The sequence below is a fragment of the Acidiphilium sp. C61 genome, from assembly GCF_905116885.1.
In the GTDB taxonomy this organism is placed as follows: domain Bacteria; phylum Pseudomonadota; class Alphaproteobacteria; order Acetobacterales; family Acetobacteraceae; genus Acidiphilium.
Map to the genome: position 1 here is coordinate 1,617,451 of NZ_CAJHNI010000005.1, position 17,645 is coordinate 1,635,095.

Here is a 17,645-nt window from a genome sequence, read left to right on the forward strand (position 1 = left end):
CCCGTCGCCAGCGCCGCCGATTTGCGGTAGGTCACGCCATCATGGCCTATACTGTAAAGGAAATCTTTCCCACCCTGCAGGGCGAGGGGCGCAATGCCGGCCGCGCCGCGGTGTTCTGCCGCTTCGCCGGGTGCAATCTGTGGTCCGGCCGGGAACAGGACCGCGCGGGCGCGGTCTGCCGCTTCTGCGACACCGATTTCGTCGGCACCGACGGTCCGGGCGGCGGCCGCTTCGCCGATGCCGCCGGCCTCGCCCGCGCCATCGCAGCCGCCTGGCCCGCCGCCTCCACCCGCGACGCGCTCGTCGTCTTCACCGGCGGCGAACCCCTGCTCCAGCTCGACGCGCCGCTGATCGAAGCGGTGCACGATTCCGGCTTCGAAATCGCGGTCGAGACCAACGGCACGATCGAACCGCCACCGGGCATCGACTGGCTCTGTGTCAGCCCCAAGGCCGGGGCTGACCTCGTGGTCCGCCAGGGATCGGAGCTGAAACTGGTCTATCCACAGCCCGAAGCCGCCCCGGAGCGCTTCGCCGGGCTCGATTTCGCGCATTTCCTGCTCCAGCCGATGGACGGGCCGGACCGCGCGGCCAACACGCGCGCCGCGATCGATTACTGCCTCGCCCATCCGCAATGGCGCCTGTCGATGCAGACCCACAAATATCTCGGCATCCCCTGACCATGTACGAAATCACCAAGGAATTCCGCTTCGAGGCGGCCCACACGCTGAACCGGCAGATCGCCACCGAGGCGAGCCGCCGCATCCACGGCCATTCCTACCGCGCCACGGTCACCCTGCGCGGCGCGCCGGATGCGAGCGGCATGCTGATGGATTTCGGCAGGCTCGGCCAGCACCTCGCCGCGATCCGCGACGCGCTCGACCACCGCTTCCTCGACGACGTGGACGGCCTCGGCCCGGCGACGCTGGAAAACCTCGCCCGCTTCATCTGGGCGCATCTCGCCCCTGCCTGCCCCGGCCTTGCCCGCGTCGCCGTGTTCCGCGATTCCGAAGGCGAATCCTGCGCCTACAGCGAATAGGATAAAATTCCGCGAACCGGAGATGCGCACCGCATGAGCGAAACCAACGCCTATGGCCAGATCGTCGGCGCGCCCGTCCCCGGCTGGACGCCGCGCCCGCTCCCCGACGCCGCCGGCTTCGAGGGGCGCTATTGCCGGCTGGAACGGCTGGACCCCGCCCGCCACGGCGCCGGCCTGATCGCCGGGTTCCGCGCCGCACCGGACGAGCGGGACTGGACCTGGTGGCGCACCGCCCGGCCGGCGGACGAGGCCGCCTACCGCGACTATGTCGAGTCCATGGCCGCAACCCCCGGCCGCATCGCCTATGCCATCATCGAGGCGGCAAGCGGCCAACCCGCCGGCCACGCCGCTTTCATGAACATCGCCGCGGCGAACGGCACGCTCGAACTCGGCTCGATCAACTTCACGCCGCTGCTCCGGCGCCACCGTGCCGGCACCGAGGCGCTGTTCCTGATGCTCAGCCACGCCTTCGACAACCTGGGCTACCGGCGGGTGGAATGGCAGTGCAACAGCCTGAACCAGCCCTCCCGCGCCGCCGCCCTGCGCCTCGGCTTCACCTTCGAGGGCGTCTTCCGCGAGAACGCCGTCACCCAGGGCCGCAACCGCGACACCGCCTGGTTCTCGATCATCGCCCCCGAATGGCCCGACCGCCGCGCGGCGCTCGCATCCTGGCTGGCACCCGGCAATTTCGACGAGGCCGGACGCCAGCGCCGCAGCCTCGCCTCGTTCCGTACATGAAACATCGATAACTGGTTGATTTCCATCATGGACAGTCTCGCCAAACCGGTCCAGAGTGGTGAGGAACCCGATCGGCGAAACGCCAGATCCAGAGGGAGGAAAACAGAATGTCTCGAATCGCACTCGTTACCGGCGGCACGCGTGGCATCGGCGCGGCCATCAGCGTCGCGCTGAAGGCAGCCGGCCGTACCGTCGTTGCCACCTATGCCGGCAACCAGGCGGCGGCCGAGAATTTCACCGCCGTTCACGGCATCGAGACGGTGAAGTTCGATGTCGGCGATTTCGAGCAGACCATCGAGGCCATCGGCCGCCTGACCAGCCGCCTCGGCCCGATCGAGGTTCTCGTCAACAATGCCGGCATCACCCGCGACGCCACCCTCGCGCGCATGACCCGCGACATGTGGGACGCGGTGATCGACACCAATCTCGGCTCCTGCTTCAATCTCTGCAAGGCGACGTTCGACGGGATGAAGGAGCGCAAGTTCGGCCGCATCGTGAATATCGGCTCGATCAACGGCCAGGCCGGCCAGTACGGCCAGGTCAACTACGCCGCCGCGAAATCGGGCATTCACGGCTTTACCAAGGCGCTCGCCCAGGAAGGTGCGCGCTTCGGCATCACCGTCAACGCCATCGCCCCCGGCTATGTCGATACCGACATGGTGCGCGCGGTGCCGCCGGAAGTGCTTGAGAAGATCATCGCGAAAATCCCGGTCGGCCGCCTCGGCCATGCCGAGGACATCGCCCGCGGCGTCGTGTTCCTCACCGCCGACGAGGCCGATTTCATCACCGGCTCGACCCTGTCGATCAACGGCGGCCAGCACATGTACTAGTGTCCTGCCCCTGAAATTCGTGGGTGAATTTCAGGGACAAGCAGGCCACTAAACTATTGTTTTTTCTAGTGTCCACTGTGAACCTGAAATCCGATGGATTTCAGATCCGGGACAGTGGAGCATCATCCGATCAGATGGAATCATCTGATCGGATAAAGATGCTCTAATTATCAACAAGATAGAGCACGACATCCGATCCGAAAGGATCGGAAAATGCTCTGACACCCCGCTCCGGCCCCGGTTTTTATTCCAGGGCCGGATGGGAATTCCGTCCTACTGAATTGTTTCCTGCCGTTTGGAATTATTTCCTACGGTCGAGGAAGCGAGCGATCCCTTCCCGTGCCGAAACATCCTGCATGTTGCAGGCCATCGCCTCGCCCGCCACGTCATAGGCGTCGGCGATGCCAAGCTCGATCTGCCGGTAGAACTGCGCCTTGCCGATGGCGAGGGCGGCGCGCGGCTTGGCGAGAATCTGCTCCACACGCCGCGCCACCGCGTCGTCCAGCCCGTCATCCGGTGCGACCTCGTTGATCAGGAAGCGCCGCGCCGCCTCGGCGGCATCGATCATCTCGCCGGTGAACAGCATCTCCAGCGCCGCCTTGCGCGGCACCGCGCGGGCAAGGGCGACACTCGGCGTCGAGCAGAACAGGCCGAGATTGATACCCGAAACCGCGAAACGCGCGCTCGCCGCCGCCACCGCAAGGTCGCAACTCGCCACCAGCTGGCAGCCCGCCGCCGTCGCCACCCCCTGAACCCGCGCGATCACCGGAACCGGCAGGCGCTGCAAGCCGAGCATCACCCGGGTGCAACGCGCGAACAGATCACGATGCGCGTCCGCCGCCTCGCGCGCGATCATCTCCCGCAAATCGTGCCCGGCGCAAAAGGCGCGGCCCGCCGCCGCCAGCACCACCACCCGCGCATCCGCATCCGCATCCGCCGCGATCGCGCCGATCGCCGCATCGAGGGCAGCGAGCAATTCGTCCGACAGCGCATTGAAACTCGCCGGCCGGTTGAGCGTGAGCGTGACCACGCCCCGCGAATCCCGCCCGATCAGCAACGGCGCGTCCAGCGTGCCGGAAACCTGCGTGTCCATCTCGTCTCCTTGCTTTTAGAGCACTTTCCGATCCGATTGGATCGGATGTAGTGCTCTATCTTGTTGATAAATAGAGCATCTTTATCCGATCAAATGATTCCATCTGATCGGATGATGCTCTAGAATCAGCCGCTCGCCGCCTGCGCCACCTTCTCCGCCAGCCGCGCCGGCGCTTCGGACAGGCGGTCGAATTCATGCACGAAACTCCCGAGCCCCACGGTCTGCGACCGCAATTCGACCGCGAGCCCATGCAGCTCCGCCGCCGGCAGCAACGCCTCGGTGTCGTCCCAACCCGTCCAGCCCGGCCGCTCGGCATAGCCGAGAATCTGCCCGCGCCGCCCGGTCAGCAGCCGCTGCACCCCGGCGGTGAAGGCGTTCGGCGCGCTGACCCTGATCCGGTGGATCGGCTCCAGCAGCACCGGCTCGGCCTTCGCCAGCGCCTCCGCCATGCCCGCCCGCGTCGCCGCGCGGAACGCCATGTCCGAACTGTCTACCGCGTGGAACCCGCCATCGACCAGCGTCACCGCGACATCCACCACCGGATGGCCGAACGGCCCGCGCCGCATCGCCTCCTCCGCCGCATCGGCCACCGCGGCGATATACTGCTTCGGCACCGCGCCGCCGACGATGCGGTCGGCAAAGGCGAAACCCTCGCCCCGCGCGCGCGGCGCGATCTCCAGCGTGACATCGGCGAACTGGCCATGCCCGCCGGTCTGCCGCTTCAGCCGCGCATGCTCGCGCACCGCCCGGCGGATCGTCTCGCGGAACGCGACGCGCGGCCGCGCCGTCCGCACCGCAACCCCCGCGAGCTGCTCCAGCCGCTCCACCGCACTGCCGAGATGAAGCTCGCCCAGCCCGGCCAGCCGCGTCTCGCCGCTTTCGGGATCGCGCGCGAGGCGGAGCGCCGTGTCCTCCTCCAGCAGTTTTTCGAGCCCGCCGGCGAGCTTGACGTCATCGCGCCGGTCCGCGGCCGCGATCGCAACCTCGTGCAGCGGCGGCGGGGCGGCGGGAAAGCCGAGATGCGGCGCCGCCTCGCCCAGCCCGAAGCCGGTCCCGATCCCTTCGAGCCGGCCAAGGGCGACGACATCGCCCGCCCCGGCCTCGGCGATGCGCTGCAACTCGCCCGCGGCAAAGCGCATCATCCCGCCGATCCGCACGCCGCTATGGCTGGTCCCGTCGCGCAGCGCCCCGCGCCAGACCCGGACGAAGGAAAGCTTGCCCGCCGCGCCGCGCCAGCTGGTGCGAAACACCTGCACCAGCGCCGGCCCGTCGGGCGCGATGCCGTGCCGCGCCGCCGTGGTCGTCACCTCCGGCGCGTCGTGCCGCAGCGCCTTCCACAGCCGCAACACCCCATGCGCGTGCTCGGCCGCGCCGAACATCACCCCCGCCAGGCTGCCCGCCTCCATGTCCCGGCGGAAATGGCCGTAGAGCGATGCCGGGCTCGGCGCCGCGCCCTCGATCACCTGTTCGAGCAGCTCGTCGTCGCGGTCGGCAAGACTGTCGACCAGCGCGTCATGCGCCGCCTGCTCGGTCGCTTCCGCCGCCGCCGGCAGGCCGATCCGCTCCGAGGCGGCATCCGGCCGGTAGCGGAACGCCCGCTCGGACAGCAGGTCGACATAGCCGCTCACCCGCTCGCCCTCGCGCAGCGGCATCTGCCGGGCCACCAGCGGCACCGAAGTCTCCGCCTGCATCGCCGCCAGCAGCGCCTCGGCCGGCGCGCCCATCGCATCCACCTTGTTGACGAACACGAGGAACGGCACGCCCTGTTCCTCCAGCATCCGAAACACCGGCCGCAGCGCCAGCGCCCGCTCCGGGTCCGGCTCGGCGACGACGACCGCGAGATCCGCCACCGCCAGCGCCGCCGCCGCCTCCTGCGCGAATTCCAGCGATCCGGGGCAATCCAGCAGCACCCAGCGCTCGCCGAGGAAGTCGCAATGCAAGGGTACGATCTCGCGGGTGGCGGGCGGCGCGCGCCCCGCGCGGCGAAGATTGCCCGCGACGGCGGACAGGGCGATGCTCAGCGTGCTCTTTCCGCTTCCCTGCGGCCCCAGCAGGGCGACGGCGCGCGGCCCGTGCGGGGCCGCTGCGTGGGCGGGGTCTTCCATGACACTGCTCTCCCGACGGGAGACAGTATTCGCCTTTTTCGTCCGGATTTGAACCGGAAAGTTGCACCAGAGCATTATCCGATCAGAGGGAGGCCTCCGATCGGATGAGGATACTCTGTCTTGTCAAGACGATAGGGAACATTCCGGCGCCCGCCCCGCTGGCGCGAGGGCGGGCGCGCGGCGCGGCATCAATACCCCAGCGCGCAGCCATCCTTGCGCGGGTCGGACCCGCCGATCAGCACGCCGCGCCCGCGATCGATCCAGATCGCCTGGCCGCCGCCATGCGGCCGCGCATCCGGCCGGTCCTCGCGCACCACCTTGTGCCCGCGCGCGACCAGCCCTTCGAGGCTCGCCATCGGCACCGAGCGCTCCAGCTCCACCTGCCCGGCGAAGGGGAACACCCGCGGCAGGTCGAGCGCCTCCTGCACGTCGAGCCCGTACTGGCGCATGTTGGTCACCAGCCAGGACTGGCCCATCGGCTGGTAATGCCCGCCCATCACGCCGAATGGCATCACCGCCTCGCCGCCCTGGGTCGCCATGCCGGGGATGATCGTGTGCATCGGCCGCTTGCCCGGGGCGATGCAGTTCGGATGGCCGCGCTGGATGCGGAACCCCATGCCGCGATTGTGCAGCACCACGCCGGTATCCCCGGCGAGAATGCCCGAGCCGAAGCTCTCATAGGTCGAGTTGATGAACGAGCAGGCATTGCCGTCCTCGTCCACCACGCAGAGATAGACGGTGTCGCGATGCAGCGGCAGCGCCGTCTCGCCGGCGCGCGGCAGGTCCACCATCGCCCGGTCGTCGCGGATCAGCGCCCGCAGTCCGCCGAGATACGCGTCGCTGAGCAGATGCGAAACCGGCACCTCCGCCTGGTCCGGGTCGGCCAGCAGCGCGTCGCGATCGCGGTAGACGAGGCGCGCCGCCTCGATATGCCGGTGCAGCCGGATCGGCCCCATCGGCCCGTCCGGCGCCGGGCCGAACCCTTCGAGAATGCCGAGCAGCATCAGCGCCAGCAGGCCCGAGCCGTTCGGCGGGCATTCCCAGATCGTCAGCCCGTCGAAATCGCGCTTGATGGGGGTGACGAATTTCGCCGCGGTCCGCCCGGCGGCGAAATCCGCCTCGGTATGCACCCCGCCGCGCGCCCGCAGCTCGGCCACGATCCCGGCGGCGACCGGCCCCTCGTAGAACGCCTTCGCCCCGTCCCTGGCGATCGCCCGCAGCGTGCGGGCAAGCTCGGGCTGGCGGAACATCGTGCCCGCGACCGGCGCGGCGCCGCCCGGCAGCAGGGCGGCGGCACCGCTGCGGCGCAGCTTGCCCTCGACCAGCTTCCAGTCGAACGCGACGCGCGGATGCACCGGATGCCCTTCCTCGGCATAGTGGATCGCCGGCGCCAGCGCGGCATCGAGCCCGCGCCGCCCATGCGCCGCCAGCAGCGTCTCCCATGCCGAGACCGCCCCCGGCACGGTGACGGCGTGCGGCGAGATATTGTCGAACTGCGTGATGCCCTGCTGCTCGAAATAATCGACCGTCGCCCCGGCCGGCGCGCGGCCCGAGCCGTTCAGCGCGATCACCTCGGGGCTGCCGGCCTTCTTGTAGAGGCAGAAACAATCGCCGCCGATGCCGGTCGAATGCGGCTCGATCACGCCGAGCACCGCCGCCGCCGTCACCGCCGCATCGAGGGCGTTGCCGCCCGCCCGCAGCGCATCGAGCGCGGCGAGGGTCGCCGCCGGCATCGAGGTCGCGGCCATCGCCCGCCCGGCATAAACGGCGCTGCGGCCCGGAAAGTCGAAATCGCGCATTCTCTGGACACTCCTGTAACGGTTTGCCGATTCAATCGCATTCCGCCGCCGGATTGACAATGCGTCCGCGCTGGCCAATGCAGCCTCATGGCCGAGAACACGTCCCCGCCGATCACCTATGACGATTTCGCCCGCGTCGACATCCGCGCCGGCACCATCGTCGATGCCAAGCCCTTCCCCGAGGCGCGCAAGCCCGCCATCCGCCTGTGGATCGATTTCGGCGGCGAGATCGGCGTGAAGCGCTCCTCGGCGCAGATCACCGTGCATTACGCGCCGGACCGGCTGATCGGCCGGCAGGTCTGCGCCGTGGTCAATTTCCCGCCCCGCCAGATCGGCCCCTTCATGTCCGAGGTGCTCACCCTCGGCATGCCGGACGAGAACGGCGAGGTCGTGCTGATCCGCCCCGATTTCACCGTGCCCGACGGAGGACGCCTGTTCTGATGGCCGCGCATTACTACACCGTCTCGTGGGACCAGCTTCACCGCGACTCCAAGGCGCTGGCCTGGCGGCTCAACGCGCTGGCGCCCTTCGATGGCATCGTCGCGATCACCCGCGGCGGGCTGATCCCGGCCGCCATCATCGCCCGCGAGCTGGAATGCCGCCTGATCGAGACCGTCAGCATCGTCACCTATGACGAGGAGCGGATCGGCAAACCCACCATCACCAAGCCGCCCACCGCCGCCGGCGACGGTGCGGGCTTCCTGATCATCGACGACCTGGTCGATACCGGCACCACCGCGCGGGAGGTGCGCCAGCTTCTCCCCCGCGCCCATTTCGCCACCGTCTATGCCAAGCCGGCCGGCAAGGCGCTGGTCGATACCTTCATCACCGAGGTCTCGCAGGACACCTGGATCCTGTTCCCCTGGGACACCGAGCCGCAATTCGTCGCCCCCATCGCCCGCGCCGGCACCCCGCCGCGAAGCACCTAGAGCATCTTTACCCGATCCATCCGGATCGGATAATGCCCTATCATACTGATAAACCGAGCATCTTTATCCGATCAGATGATCCCATCTGATCGGATGATGCTCTAACCGCCAGCGCAGGCGGCGCACAGCCCGCCGACCTCGACGATCGCGCTGCCAGCGGCAAAGCCGATCCGCGCCGCGGCAGCTTCCAGCGCCGCGGCCACCGCCTCATCCTCCAGCTCGGCCACCGCGCCGCACTGGCGGCAGATGAAGAACTGCGCCGCATGGGTATGGCCCTGCGCCTCGCCCGCCGGATCGGCGCAGGAAACATACGCGCTCAGGCTCTCAACCTTGTGCACGAGATCCGCCGCGATGAGGAATTCGAGCGCGCGATAGATCGTCGCCGGGGTGGCGCCGCGATGGCTCTCGCGCAGCCGGTCGAGCAATTCGTAGGCGGTCAGCGGCCCCTCGGCGGCGAGGATCAGGCCGAGCACGGCACGGCGCTGCCGCGTGAGCTGCCGGCCGGCGGCGGCACAGGCGGCGGCGGCCTCATCCAGCCGGCGCTCGATCGTGGCGCTGGGGCGGGACGGCATCAGGCGCGGTCGGGCGGCGGGATCATCGCCCCGTTATAGAGCGGCTCCAGCGGCGCGGCCACCCGCCCCCTTGCGCCGTCCGGCGGCTGCATTACGCTCGGCCGCAGGGAGACAACGAACCATGACGAGCACCAGCTACGTCCAGGGACCGGGCGACACGCCACGCCTCGGGATCACCATCGGCGAGGCCCTGGCCGAAACCGCCCGCCGCCACCCCGACCGCGAGGCGCTGGTGGTGCGCGAGAGCGGCGAGCGCTTCACCTACGCCGCGTTCGACCGCGCGGTGGACGATGTCGCCGCCGGCCTGCTCGCCCTCGGCCTGCGCCGCGGCGACCGCATCGGCATCTGGTCGCCCAACAACGCGGAATGGGCGATCCTGCAATTCGCCTCGGCGCGGGCGGGGATCATCCTCGTCACCATCAACCCGGCCTATCGCACCGCCGAGCTGGAATACGTGCTGAACGACGTGCAGTGCCGCGCCCTCGTCCTCGCCCGGACCTTCAAGTCGAGCGACTACGTGGCGATGCTGGGCAGCATTCCGCCGGACCGCCTGCCGCATCTCGAACGCCGCTTCGTCATCGGCGTCCCTGAGGCGCGCGCCGCGGATCTGCCCGCCGGCATGGCGCCCTTCGCCACCATCGCCGCCGCCGCGACCCCGGCGAGCCGCGCCACCCTCGCGACCCTGCGCGCCGACCTGCAATTCGACGACCCGATCAACATCCAGTTCACCTCGGGGACGACCGGCGCGCCCAAGGGCGCCACCCTCTCGCACCACAACATCCTCAACAACGGCTATTTCGTGGGAAGGGGGATCGGCCTGCGGGATGGCGAGAAAATCTGCATCCCGGTGCCGCTCTATCACTGCTTCGGCATGGTGATGGGCAATCTCGCCGCCATCACCCACGGCGCGACGATGGTCTATCCCGCCGCCGGGTTCGATGCGCTGGCAACGCTGAGCGCGGTGGCCGAGGAGCGCTGCGCCCATCTCTACGGCGTGCCGACCATGTTCATCGCCATGCTCGAACATCCCGGGTTCGAGGGGTTCGACCTCTCCTCGCTGCGCGGCGGGATCATGGCCGGCACCTCCTGCCCGATCGAGGTGATGCGCCGGGTGATGAACCGCATGCACATGCCCGAAATCACCATCTGCTACGGCATGACCGAGACCTCCCCGGTCAGCTTCCAGTCCGCGACCGACGACACGCCCGAGCGCCGGGTGGCGACGGTCGGCCGCATCCACCCGCATCTCGAGGTCAAGGTGATCGACGCCGAGGGCAGGATCGTCAAACGCGGCGAGCGGGGCGAGCTGTGCACGCGCGGCTATTCGGTGATGCTCGGCTACTGGGGCAACGCCGCGAAAACCGCTGAGGCGATCGACGCCGCCGGCTGGATGCATACCGGCGATCTCGGCGTGATCGACGAGGAGGGTTATTGCACCATCGTCGGCCGCAGCAAGGACGTGGTGATCCGCGGCGGCGAGAACATCTACCCGCGCGAGGTGGAGGAATTCCTGTTCACCCACCCCAGGATCGCCAGCGTCTCGGTGTTCGGCATCGCGGATGCGAAATGGGGCGAGGTGCCCTGCGCATGGGTGAAGCCCAACCCCGGCGAGACCCTCACGCCCGCGGAGGTGATCGGCTTCTGCGAGGGCCGGATCGCGCATTACAAGATCCCCCGCGTCGTGCGCATCGTCGAGGAGTTCCCGATGACGGTAACGGGCAAGATCCAGAAATTCCTCATGCGCGAGATGATGGAGCGCGAGACTGGGGAGCGCGAGACTGGGCAGCGCGAGACTGGGCAGCGCGCTGGCGGCGGATAGCGGCGCCGCCCCACACTTGCCGCACGCCGGGTTGCAAATCCAAGCCGGATTGGTCATGCAAACTTCCCTTTTTGTGAAATCCCGGCGCCCGGCGCGGCGGCCGGCGGAGACGAATGATGGCGGTGGTGATGGACCAGGGATTGCGGACGGTCGGCAGCACGGTGCGGTACGGCCGGCTGGCGGCGCTGAGCTGGCTGCATTTCCTCAATGACGGCTCGGCCAACTACCTGCCCGGCGTGCTGCCGGCGGTGCTGGTGGCGATGGGCGAGCCGGTCTCCCTCGCCGGCACGGTGATGGCGGCATTGCTGATCGGCCAGGCGTTGCAGGTCGGCACCGGCCTGCTGGCGGACCGTTTCGGCGGAAGGGGCTTCATCGCCGCCGGCGTGCTCGGCACCGCGCTGGCGGCGGCGCTGATCGGCCGCTCCGGCAGTCTTGCGCTGCTGCTCCCGGCGCTGGTGCTGATCGGGATCAGCAACGCGATGTTCCACCCGCAGGCGCTGGCCGGGGCGCGCCAGCTCAGCGGGCCGCGCGTCGGGCTCGGCATGTCGCTGTTCCTGGTCGGCGGCGAGGTCGGGCGCGGGCTGTGGCCGCTGATCGCGAGCTTCATCGTCGTCACCTTCGGGCTGAAGGCGCTCTCGCTGCTGGCGATTCCGGCGATGGCGAGCATCCTGCTGCTCTGGGCGGTGCTGCCGGTGCAGCCGCCGCGCCATGTCGCGGCCCAGCCGATCGCCTGGCGGCGCCATCTCGGGCCGATGAGCGCGCTCGTCGCCTTCCAGTCGTTGCGCGCACTGGCGATCTTCGGCACCACCACCTTCCTGCCGGTGCTCTGGCACCTGCGCGGCCACAGCCTGACCGCGGGGGCGGCGCTGATCACGGTGATGCTCGTGGTGGGCATCATCGGCAATGTCGGCGGCGGGCACCTGGCCGACCGGATCGGCCGCCGCCCGATCCTCGCCGGCTCCAGCCTCGCCGGCGCGGCGCTGCTCGCGGCCTTCCTGCTCACCAGCGGCGCCGCGCAATGGATCGCCCTCGGCCTGCTCGGCATCGCCCTGTTCGCCACCCTGCCGGTCGGCATCCTCGTGGGGCAGGACATCTTCCCCGAGAACCGCTCGCTCGGCTCCGGCATCGCGCTCGGCCTGTCGAACGGGCTGGCGGCGGTCGGGCTGATGGGGCTCGGGCTGATCTCCGCCGCCGTCCCGCCGCTGCACATTCTCTGGCTGCTGGTCGCGATCCTGTTCGCCGCCTCCCTTCTCGCGCTGCGGCTAGAGCATCATCCGATCAGATGAGTCCGTCAGATCGGATGTCGTGCTCCAGGCCCGCGCACGCACCCGAAGCGGGCGTGATGGCCGCGCCTCAGATCTCGACGACGATGCGCCCGCGCACCTTGCCGGCGACGATCTCCGCCGCCGCCGCCGCGATCCCCTCGAAACCGATCGTCGTGGTCAGCCGGGCCAGCGTCGCGCGGTCGAGTTCGGCGGCAAGGCGCGTCCAGGCCGCCTCGCGCTTCGCCCGCGGCGCCATCACCGAGTCGATCCCGGCAAGGATGATCCCGCGCAGGATGAACGGCAGCACGGTCGCCGGCAGGTCGCTCCCCTGGGCGAGGCCGCAGGCGGCGACCACCCCGCCATAGCGCGTCTGTGCCAGCGCGTTCGCCAGCGTATGGCTGCCGACGGAATCGATCGCCCCGACCCAACGCTCCTTGCCGAAGGGCCGGCCGGGCGCCGACAGCGTCGCCGCATCGATGATCTCCGCCGCCCCGAGCGAGGTCAGGTAAGCCGCCTCGGCCGCCGCCCGGCGCGAGGAGGCGATCACCCGATACCCGGCATGGGCGAGCAGGGAAATCGCGATCGACCCCACGCCACCCGCAGCTCCGGTGACGAGAATATCCCCGCTCTCCTTGCTGATCCCCTGCGCCTCCAGCGCCATGATGGCGAGCATCGCGGTGTAGCCGGCGGTGCCGATCGCCATGGTCTCGGCGGCGCTGAGCCCGGCGGGGATGTGGATCAGCCAGTCGCCGGGAACGCGGGCCCGCCCGGCATAGCCGCCGTGATGCGTCTCGCCGACGCCGAAACCGTTGAGCAGCACGGCATCGCCCGGCGCAAAACGCGGATCGGCGCTGGCGGTGACGGTGCCGGCGAAATCGATCCCCGGGATCAGCGGAAACCGCCGGGCGATCGGCGCGCTGCCGGTGATCGCCAGCCCGTCCTTGTAATTCACCGTGGAATGGCTGACCGCGACGGTGACGCTGCCCTCCATCAGATCGTGATCGCGCAGGGTCTCGGCGCGGCAGCTCTGGCCGGCCTCGTCCTTGCGGATGACCAGGGCGCGGAATTCGTCGGACATGTTGGCTCCTCCTCGCCTGTGATCGGCGTTCTGCTCCCGGTCTAGAGCATCATCTGATCGGATGGAATCATCCGGTCAGATAAAGATGCTCTGCTTTTCAAAATGCCAGAGCATCATCTGGCCAGATGAAATCATCCGGTCAGATAAAGATGCTCTGCTTTTCAAAATGCCAGAGCATCATCCGGTCAGATGAACCTGCTCTCGCGGGCGGCGCGGCCGATGCACGGGGGCGGCGGCGTCTCAGCCCTTCTTCGGCGCGGGCGGGAGCGCGATGGCGAGCGAGAGTTCCTTGAGCCGTGCTGTGGGAACCGGCGCCGGCGCGCCCATCATCAGGTCCTGGCCCTGCTGGTTGAGCGGGAAGGCGATGACCTCGCGCAGATTGGGCTCGTCGGCCAGCAGCATCACCATGCGGTCCACCCCCGGCGCCGAGCCGCCATGCGGCGGCGCGCCGTAGCGGAAGGCGTTGAGCATGCCGCCGAACCGCGCCTCGACCTCCTCGGCGCCATAGCCGGCAATCTCGAAGGCGCGCAGCATGATGTCCGGCCGGTGGTTGCGGATCGCCCCCGACGACAGCTCGACGCCGTTGCACACGATGTCGTACTGGAACGCCTTGATCGTCAGCGGGTCCTGCCCGTTCAGCGCCTCCAGCCCGCCCTGCGGCATCGAGAACGGGTTGTGGCTGAACACGATCTGCCCGGTCTCCTCGTCGCGCTCGTACATCGGGAAATCGACGATCCAGCAGAACTCGAATTTTGCCCCGTCGATCAGGCCGAGATCGGTGCCGAGCTTCGTCCGCACCGTGCCGGCGAACTTGGCGGCGTCGAGCGGCTTGCCGGCGGCGAAGAACACGGCATCGCCCGGTTTCGCGCCCGTCGCCTCGCGGATCGCCTCGGCCCGCGCCGGTTCGAGGTTCTTCGCGATCGGCCCCTTGGCGCCGTCTTCCTCGAAAATGATGTAGCCGAGCCCGCCCGCCCCTTCCGACCGCGCCCATTCGTTGAGCTTGTCGAAGAAGGAGCGCGGATTGCCCCCCGTGCCCGGCGCGGGAATGGCGCGGACCACGCCGCCGCCGGCGACGATCTTGGCGAACAGGCCGAAGCCCGAATCGCGGAACGCCTCGGTGACATCGGTGATCAGCAGCGGGTTGCGCAGGTCCGGCTTGTCCGAGCCGTATTTCAGCAGCGCCTCGTCATAGGCGATGCGCGGGAACGGCCATTGCGTGACGCTGCGCCCGCCGCCGAATTCGCGGAACAGCCCGCCGAGCACCGGCTCGATGGTGGCGAACACGTCCTCCTGCGTCACGAAGCTCATCTCGAAATCGAGCTGGTAGAACTCGCCGGGCGCGCGGTCGGCGCGGCTCGCCTCGTCGCGGAAGCAGGGCGCGATCTGGAAATAGCGGTCGAAGCCGGCGACCATGAGCAGCTGCTTGAACTGCTGCGGCGCCTGCGGCAGCGCGTAGAACTGGCCCGGATGCACGCGCGAGGGCACGAGGAAGTCGCGCGCGCCCTCGGGGCTGGAGGCGGTCAGGATCGGCGTGGTGAACTCGGTGAAGCCGCGCGCCGTCATCTCCCGCCGCAGCCAGGCGATGACATTGGCGCGGAGCATGATGTTGCGGTGCAGCTTCTCGCGGCGCAGGTCGAGGAAGCGGTAGCGCAGCCGCAGCTCCTCGGGGAACTGGGCCTCGCCGGCAACCTGGATCGGCAGCACATCGGCGGTCGACTGCACCTCGACCGTCTCGGCCACCAGCTCGATCTCGCCGGTCGGCAGGCGGGGGTTCACCGTATCGGCGTCGCGCCTCACCACCCGCCCGGTCACGGTGATGACGCTCTCCACCCGCAGCGCCTCGGCCGCTTCAAACACCGGCGAGCCGGCGGGAAACACGCATTGGGTGATCCCGTAATGGTCGCGCAGGTCGATGAAGAGCAGCCCGCCATGGTCGCGCTTCACGTTCACCCAGCCCGAAAGGCGCGCGGTGATGCCGGCATCGGCAGCGCGCAGGGCGCCGCAATCATGGGTGCGATATTCGTGCATGGGGAGCCAGTCCTGACAGAAAACAGCGGCAAATGAGCGGCGCGGGTCTTTCCTGTCAAGACGTTGCGTGCCAGTTGATCGCACATGAAACCGAGTCCGAGCTTTCCCGAACCCGTGCTGATCGCGACCACCGAGGCCCTCGCCGCCCTTTGCGACCGTCTGGCGGCCGAGCCCTTCGTCACCGTCGATACCGAGTTCATGCGGGAAAAGACCTATTTTCCCGAGCTTTGCGTGGTCCAGCTCGGCGGTGCGAACGATGTCGCGGTGATCGACGCGCAGGCCGAGGGGCTCGACCTCGCCCCGCTCGGCGCGCTGTTCGCCAATCCGGCGGTGACCAAGGTATTCCACGCCTGCCGGCAGGACATCGAGATTTTCCTGCTGAAATTCGGCGCCGTGCCCACTCCGCTGTTCGACACCCAGGTCGCGGCGATGGTCGCCGGCTTCGGCGACCAGGTCGGGTATGACACGCTGGTCTCCTCGCTCGCCGGCGGCCGGATCGACAAGGCGCACCGCTTCTCCGACTGGTCGGCCCGGCCGCTCTCCCGCGCCCAGGTCGCCTATGCCGCGGCGGACGTCACCTGGCTGCGCCCGGTCTATGAAGGCCTGCTCGACCGGCTGACGCGGGAAGGCCGGATCGACTGGGTGGCCGAGGAAGCGGCGGTGCTGACCGATCCCGCGACCTACCGCACCGAGCCCGAGGATGCCTGGCGCCGGCTCAAGCTGCGCGGCGGCAACCGCCGGCAGCTCGCCCTCATCAAGGCGATCGCCGCCTGGCGCGAGCGCGAGGCGATGCGGGTGAACGTGCCGCGCCAGCGCATCGTGCGCGACGAGCAGATCCCCGAGCTTGCCGCCCTCGCCCCGGAAGATGCCGAGGGGCTGACGCGGGTGCGCGGCATTTCCAGCGGCTTCGCCGGCGGCAAGTCCGGCCGGGCGCTGCTGGAGGTCATCGCGACGACGAAATCGATCCCCGATTCCGCGCTGCCCGAGGCCCCGCGCGCCGCCGAAACCGCCCGCCCGCCCGCCGGCCTCGTGGCGCTGCTCAAGGTGCTGCTCGCCGAGCGGGCCGGGGCGAACAACGTCGCCGCCCGGCTGATCGCCTCCGGCGAGGATATCGACCGCCTCGCCAGCGAGGACGCGCCGAACCTGCCCTGCCTGCAAGGCTGGCGCGCCGAGCTGTTCGGCAACGACGCGCTCCGCCTCAAGGGCGGGCGCATCGCGCTGGCCGCGCGCGGCCGCCGCGTCGAGGTCGTCGACCTGCCCTGACCATGGCGACGGCACCGGAACAGCCGCAGCCAACCGGGGCTGAACCGGACGACGAGGTCGCCCCGCTCCGTGAGGAATTGCTGCGCAAGTCGCGCAAAATCGCCGCCAGCCTCGAAGGGCACAAAATCCTGACCGACGACGATCTCTACGACGAGAACGGGTTGCCCTTCGGCAACGACGATGTCTCGCAAACCGGGATCTAGGGCACTACATCCGATCAGATGATGTTCTGGCCCGCCACCACGCCTGAGCGATGAGCACCGGGGCGCCGCGCCGGGAACACCGACCGGCAAGTCGCCCGGCCGGCCCGCTGGCCTTACAGCAGCGCCCGGCCCAGCGCGTAGCAGCCCGCACCACCCAACCCGGCGAAACAGCCGACCGGCCAGTTCGTGAGATATGACAGCGCGATGGCGCCGGCCATCAGCGCCAGCGCGATCGCCACCGAAGCCGCGAGCGCCACCGCCGGCCGCGCCGAGACCGCCCGCCCGCACGAGGCCGGGCCGACCATAAGCGCAAAGGTCAGCAGCGCGCCGACCACCGGCACGGCGACCGCCGCCGCCAGCGCGATGGCGGCGAGAAAGCCGAACTCCCACAGCGCCGGCCGCGCGCCCCGCGCCGCCGCGAGATCCGCCCCGATCGCGCCGAGCAGCAGCGGGCGGAACCCCGCCAACACCGCCGCCACCGCACCCGCCCCGGCCAGCGCCATCCCGCCGAGTGCCGCGCGCGAAACCCCGAGCACCTGGCCGAACAGCAGCGCATAGACCTGGGCGGCATAGCGGTCGGTCCAGGAGAGCAGCAGCGCGCCGGTGGCGAGCAGCATCACCAATGTCAGCGCCGTCGCCACCTCGGGCCGGCCGCGCCGGCCAAGCGCCCAGATCGCGACCACGCCGGCGAGCCCGAACCCCGCGATCCCGGCGGAGGGCGCGATGCCGAGCAGCACCGCCGCCGCCGCCCCCGGAAACGTGCCGAGCGGCAGCGCATGGGCGGCGAAGGAGGCGCCGCGCAGCACCACGAACCAGCCCACCACCCCCGCCGTGACCGCGACGATGAGGCCCGCCGCCCAGGTATCGAGCATGAAGGCGGAAAACAT

General features: G+C 69.5%; 17 protein-coding genes. 10 read left to right on the forward strand and 7 right to left on the reverse strand.

Features of this window, described 5'->3' with window-relative positions; all coding sequences use genetic code 11:
- Positions 1-41 precede the first annotated feature (41 nt).
- From queE to phbB, 4 genes are all read left to right on the forward strand, one after another.
- Complete coding sequence (gene queE, locus HUW10_RS10405; RefSeq protein WP_174503433.1) at positions 42-677, forward strand: 7-carboxy-7-deazaguanine synthase; 636 nt, start codon at positions 42-44, stop codon at positions 675-677.
- A 2-nt stretch (positions 678-679) separates the two neighbouring features.
- The gene (locus tag HUW10_RS10410; protein ID WP_174503434.1) at positions 680-1,036 is read left to right on the forward strand and encodes a 6-carboxytetrahydropterin synthase; all 357 of its coding nucleotides are present in this window, start codon (positions 680-682) and stop codon (positions 1,034-1,036) included.
- Positions 1,037-1,069: 33 nt separating this feature from the next.
- Entirely contained in the window at positions 1,070-1,774 is a 705-nt protein-coding gene (locus tag HUW10_RS10415) for a GNAT family N-acetyltransferase (protein ID WP_174503435.1), read from the forward strand.
- Positions 1,775-1,881: 107 nt separating this feature from the next.
- Complete coding sequence (gene phbB / locus HUW10_RS10420) at positions 1,882-2,604, forward strand: acetoacetyl-CoA reductase (protein ID WP_174503436.1); 723 nt, start codon at positions 1,882-1,884, stop codon at positions 2,602-2,604.
- 301 nt (positions 2,605-2,905) lie between these two features.
- Here the strand turns inward: phbB and HUW10_RS10425 are convergent, their stop codons facing one another.
- The 3 genes from HUW10_RS10425 to HUW10_RS10435 form a co-directional block, all read right to left on the reverse strand.
- On the reverse strand, positions 2,906-3,697 hold the full coding sequence (locus tag HUW10_RS10425; RefSeq protein WP_174503437.1) for an enoyl-CoA hydratase: 792 nt from the start codon (positions 3,695-3,697) through the stop codon (positions 2,906-2,908).
- Between the two features lie 125 nt (positions 3,698-3,822).
- A complete protein-coding gene (locus tag HUW10_RS10430; RefSeq protein WP_174503438.1) occupies positions 3,823-5,802 on the reverse strand; it encodes an elongation factor G in 1,980 nt (659 codons plus the stop codon).
- A gap of 188 nt (positions 5,803-5,990) precedes the next feature.
- Positions 5,991-7,601, reverse strand: coding sequence for a gamma-glutamyltransferase family protein (locus HUW10_RS10435; RefSeq protein WP_174503439.1), 1,611 nt, complete (start codon positions 7,599-7,601; stop codon positions 5,991-5,993).
- 87 nt (positions 7,602-7,688) lie between these two features.
- On the opposite strand from HUW10_RS10435, the gene HUW10_RS10440 reads away from it, so the two are divergent.
- Together HUW10_RS10440 and gpt are read left to right on the forward strand one after the other, a co-directional pair.
- On the forward strand, positions 7,689-8,042 hold the full coding sequence (locus HUW10_RS10440; RefSeq protein WP_174503440.1) for a tRNA-binding protein: 354 nt from the start codon (positions 7,689-7,691) through the stop codon (positions 8,040-8,042).
- Positions 8,042-8,530 (forward strand): xanthine phosphoribosyltransferase, encoded by a 489-nt coding sequence (gpt, locus tag HUW10_RS10445; RefSeq protein ID WP_174503441.1) that lies wholly within the window; start codon positions 8,042-8,044, stop codon positions 8,528-8,530. The genes HUW10_RS10440 and gpt overlap by 1 nt, the downstream gene beginning before the upstream one ends.
- 101 nt (positions 8,531-8,631) lie before the next feature.
- On the opposite strand, the gene HUW10_RS10450 is transcribed toward gpt, so the two are convergent.
- Entirely contained in the window at positions 8,632-9,102 is a 471-nt protein-coding gene (locus tag HUW10_RS10450; RefSeq protein ID WP_174503442.1) for a Fur family transcriptional regulator, read from the reverse strand.
- A 121-nt stretch (positions 9,103-9,223) separates the two neighbouring features.
- Here HUW10_RS10450 and HUW10_RS10455 point away from each other — a divergent pair, with 121 nt between their 5' ends.
- Positions 9,224-10,921: an AMP-binding protein gene (locus HUW10_RS10455; protein WP_174503443.1), complete on the forward strand. Its 1,698-nt coding sequence runs from the start codon at positions 9,224-9,226 to the stop codon at positions 10,919-10,921.
- A 116-nt stretch (positions 10,922-11,037) separates the two neighbouring features.
- On the forward strand, positions 11,038-12,207 hold the full coding sequence (locus HUW10_RS10460) for an MFS transporter (RefSeq protein ID WP_174503444.1): 1,170 nt from the start codon (positions 11,038-11,040) through the stop codon (positions 12,205-12,207).
- A gap of 67 nt (positions 12,208-12,274) precedes the next feature.
- On the opposite strand, the gene HUW10_RS10465 is transcribed toward HUW10_RS10460, so the two are convergent.
- Together HUW10_RS10465 and aspS are read right to left on the reverse strand one after the other, a co-directional pair.
- A complete protein-coding gene (locus HUW10_RS10465) occupies positions 12,275-13,264 on the reverse strand; it encodes an MDR family oxidoreductase (protein ID WP_174503445.1) in 990 nt (329 codons plus the stop codon).
- A gap of 240 nt (positions 13,265-13,504) precedes the next feature.
- Entirely contained in the window at positions 13,505-15,292 is a 1,788-nt protein-coding gene (gene aspS, locus HUW10_RS10470; RefSeq protein ID WP_174503446.1) for an aspartate--tRNA ligase, read from the reverse strand.
- An 84-nt stretch (positions 15,293-15,376) separates the two neighbouring features.
- Here aspS and rnd point away from each other — a divergent pair, with 84 nt between their 5' ends.
- Entirely contained in the window at positions 15,377-16,555 is a 1,179-nt protein-coding gene (gene rnd / locus HUW10_RS10475; protein WP_174503447.1) for a ribonuclease D, read from the forward strand.
- Between the two features lie 2 nt (positions 16,556-16,557).
- Positions 16,558-16,758 (forward strand): hypothetical protein, encoded by a 201-nt coding sequence (locus tag HUW10_RS10480; protein WP_174503448.1) that lies wholly within the window; start codon positions 16,558-16,560, stop codon positions 16,756-16,758.
- 113 nt (positions 16,759-16,871) lie between these two features.
- Here the strand turns inward: HUW10_RS10480 and HUW10_RS10485 are convergent, their stop codons facing one another.
- Positions 16,872-17,645, reverse strand: coding sequence for a metal ABC transporter permease (locus HUW10_RS10485; RefSeq protein WP_174503449.1), 774 nt, complete (start codon positions 17,643-17,645; stop codon positions 16,872-16,874).

Bases quoted from the DNA above. Each gene is read 5' to 3' on its own strand.
- rnd (WP_174503447.1), top strand. From the start codon at position 15,377: ATGAAACCGAGTCCGAGCTTTCCCGAACCCGTGCTGATCGCGACCACC.
- HUW10_RS10480 (WP_174503448.1), top strand. From the start codon at position 16,558: ATGGCGACGGCACCGGAACAGCCGCAGCCAACCGGGGCTGAACCGGAC.
- HUW10_RS10425 (WP_174503437.1), bottom strand. From the start codon at position 3,697: ATGGACACGCAGGTTTCCGGCACGCTGGACGCGCCGTTGCTGATCGGG.
- HUW10_RS10435 (WP_174503439.1), bottom strand. From the start codon at position 7,601: ATGCGCGATTTCGACTTTCCGGGCCGCAGCGCCGTTTATGCCGGGCGG.
- HUW10_RS10415 (WP_174503435.1), top strand. From the start codon at position 1,070: ATGAGCGAAACCAACGCCTATGGCCAGATCGTCGGCGCGCCCGTCCCC.
- HUW10_RS10455 (WP_174503443.1), top strand. From the start codon at position 9,224: ATGACGAGCACCAGCTACGTCCAGGGACCGGGCGACACGCCACGCCTC.
- aspS (WP_174503446.1), bottom strand. From the start codon at position 15,292: ATGCACGAATATCGCACCCATGATTGCGGCGCCCTGCGCGCTGCCGAT.
- HUW10_RS10450 (WP_174503442.1), bottom strand. From the start codon at position 9,102: ATGCCGTCCCGCCCCAGCGCCACGATCGAGCGCCGGCTGGATGAGGCC.
- HUW10_RS10465 (WP_174503445.1), bottom strand. From the start codon at position 13,264: ATGTCCGACGAATTCCGCGCCCTGGTCATCCGCAAGGACGAGGCCGGC.
- phbB (WP_174503436.1), top strand. From the start codon at position 1,882: ATGTCTCGAATCGCACTCGTTACCGGCGGCACGCGTGGCATCGGCGCG.
- HUW10_RS10430 (WP_174503438.1), bottom strand. From the start codon at position 5,802: ATGGAAGACCCCGCCCACGCAGCGGCCCCGCACGGGCCGCGCGCCGTC.
- HUW10_RS10410 (WP_174503434.1), top strand. From the start codon at position 680: ATGTACGAAATCACCAAGGAATTCCGCTTCGAGGCGGCCCACACGCTG.
- HUW10_RS10440 (WP_174503440.1), top strand. From the start codon at position 7,689: ATGGCCGAGAACACGTCCCCGCCGATCACCTATGACGATTTCGCCCGC.
- gpt (WP_174503441.1), top strand. From the start codon at position 8,042: ATGGCCGCGCATTACTACACCGTCTCGTGGGACCAGCTTCACCGCGAC.
- queE (WP_174503433.1), top strand. From the start codon at position 42: ATGGCCTATACTGTAAAGGAAATCTTTCCCACCCTGCAGGGCGAGGGG.
- HUW10_RS10485 (WP_174503449.1), bottom strand. From the start codon at position 17,645: ATGTTTTCCGCCTTCATGCTCGATACCTGGGCGGCGGGCCTCATCGTC.
- HUW10_RS10460 (WP_174503444.1), top strand. From the start codon at position 11,038: ATGGCGGTGGTGATGGACCAGGGATTGCGGACGGTCGGCAGCACGGTG.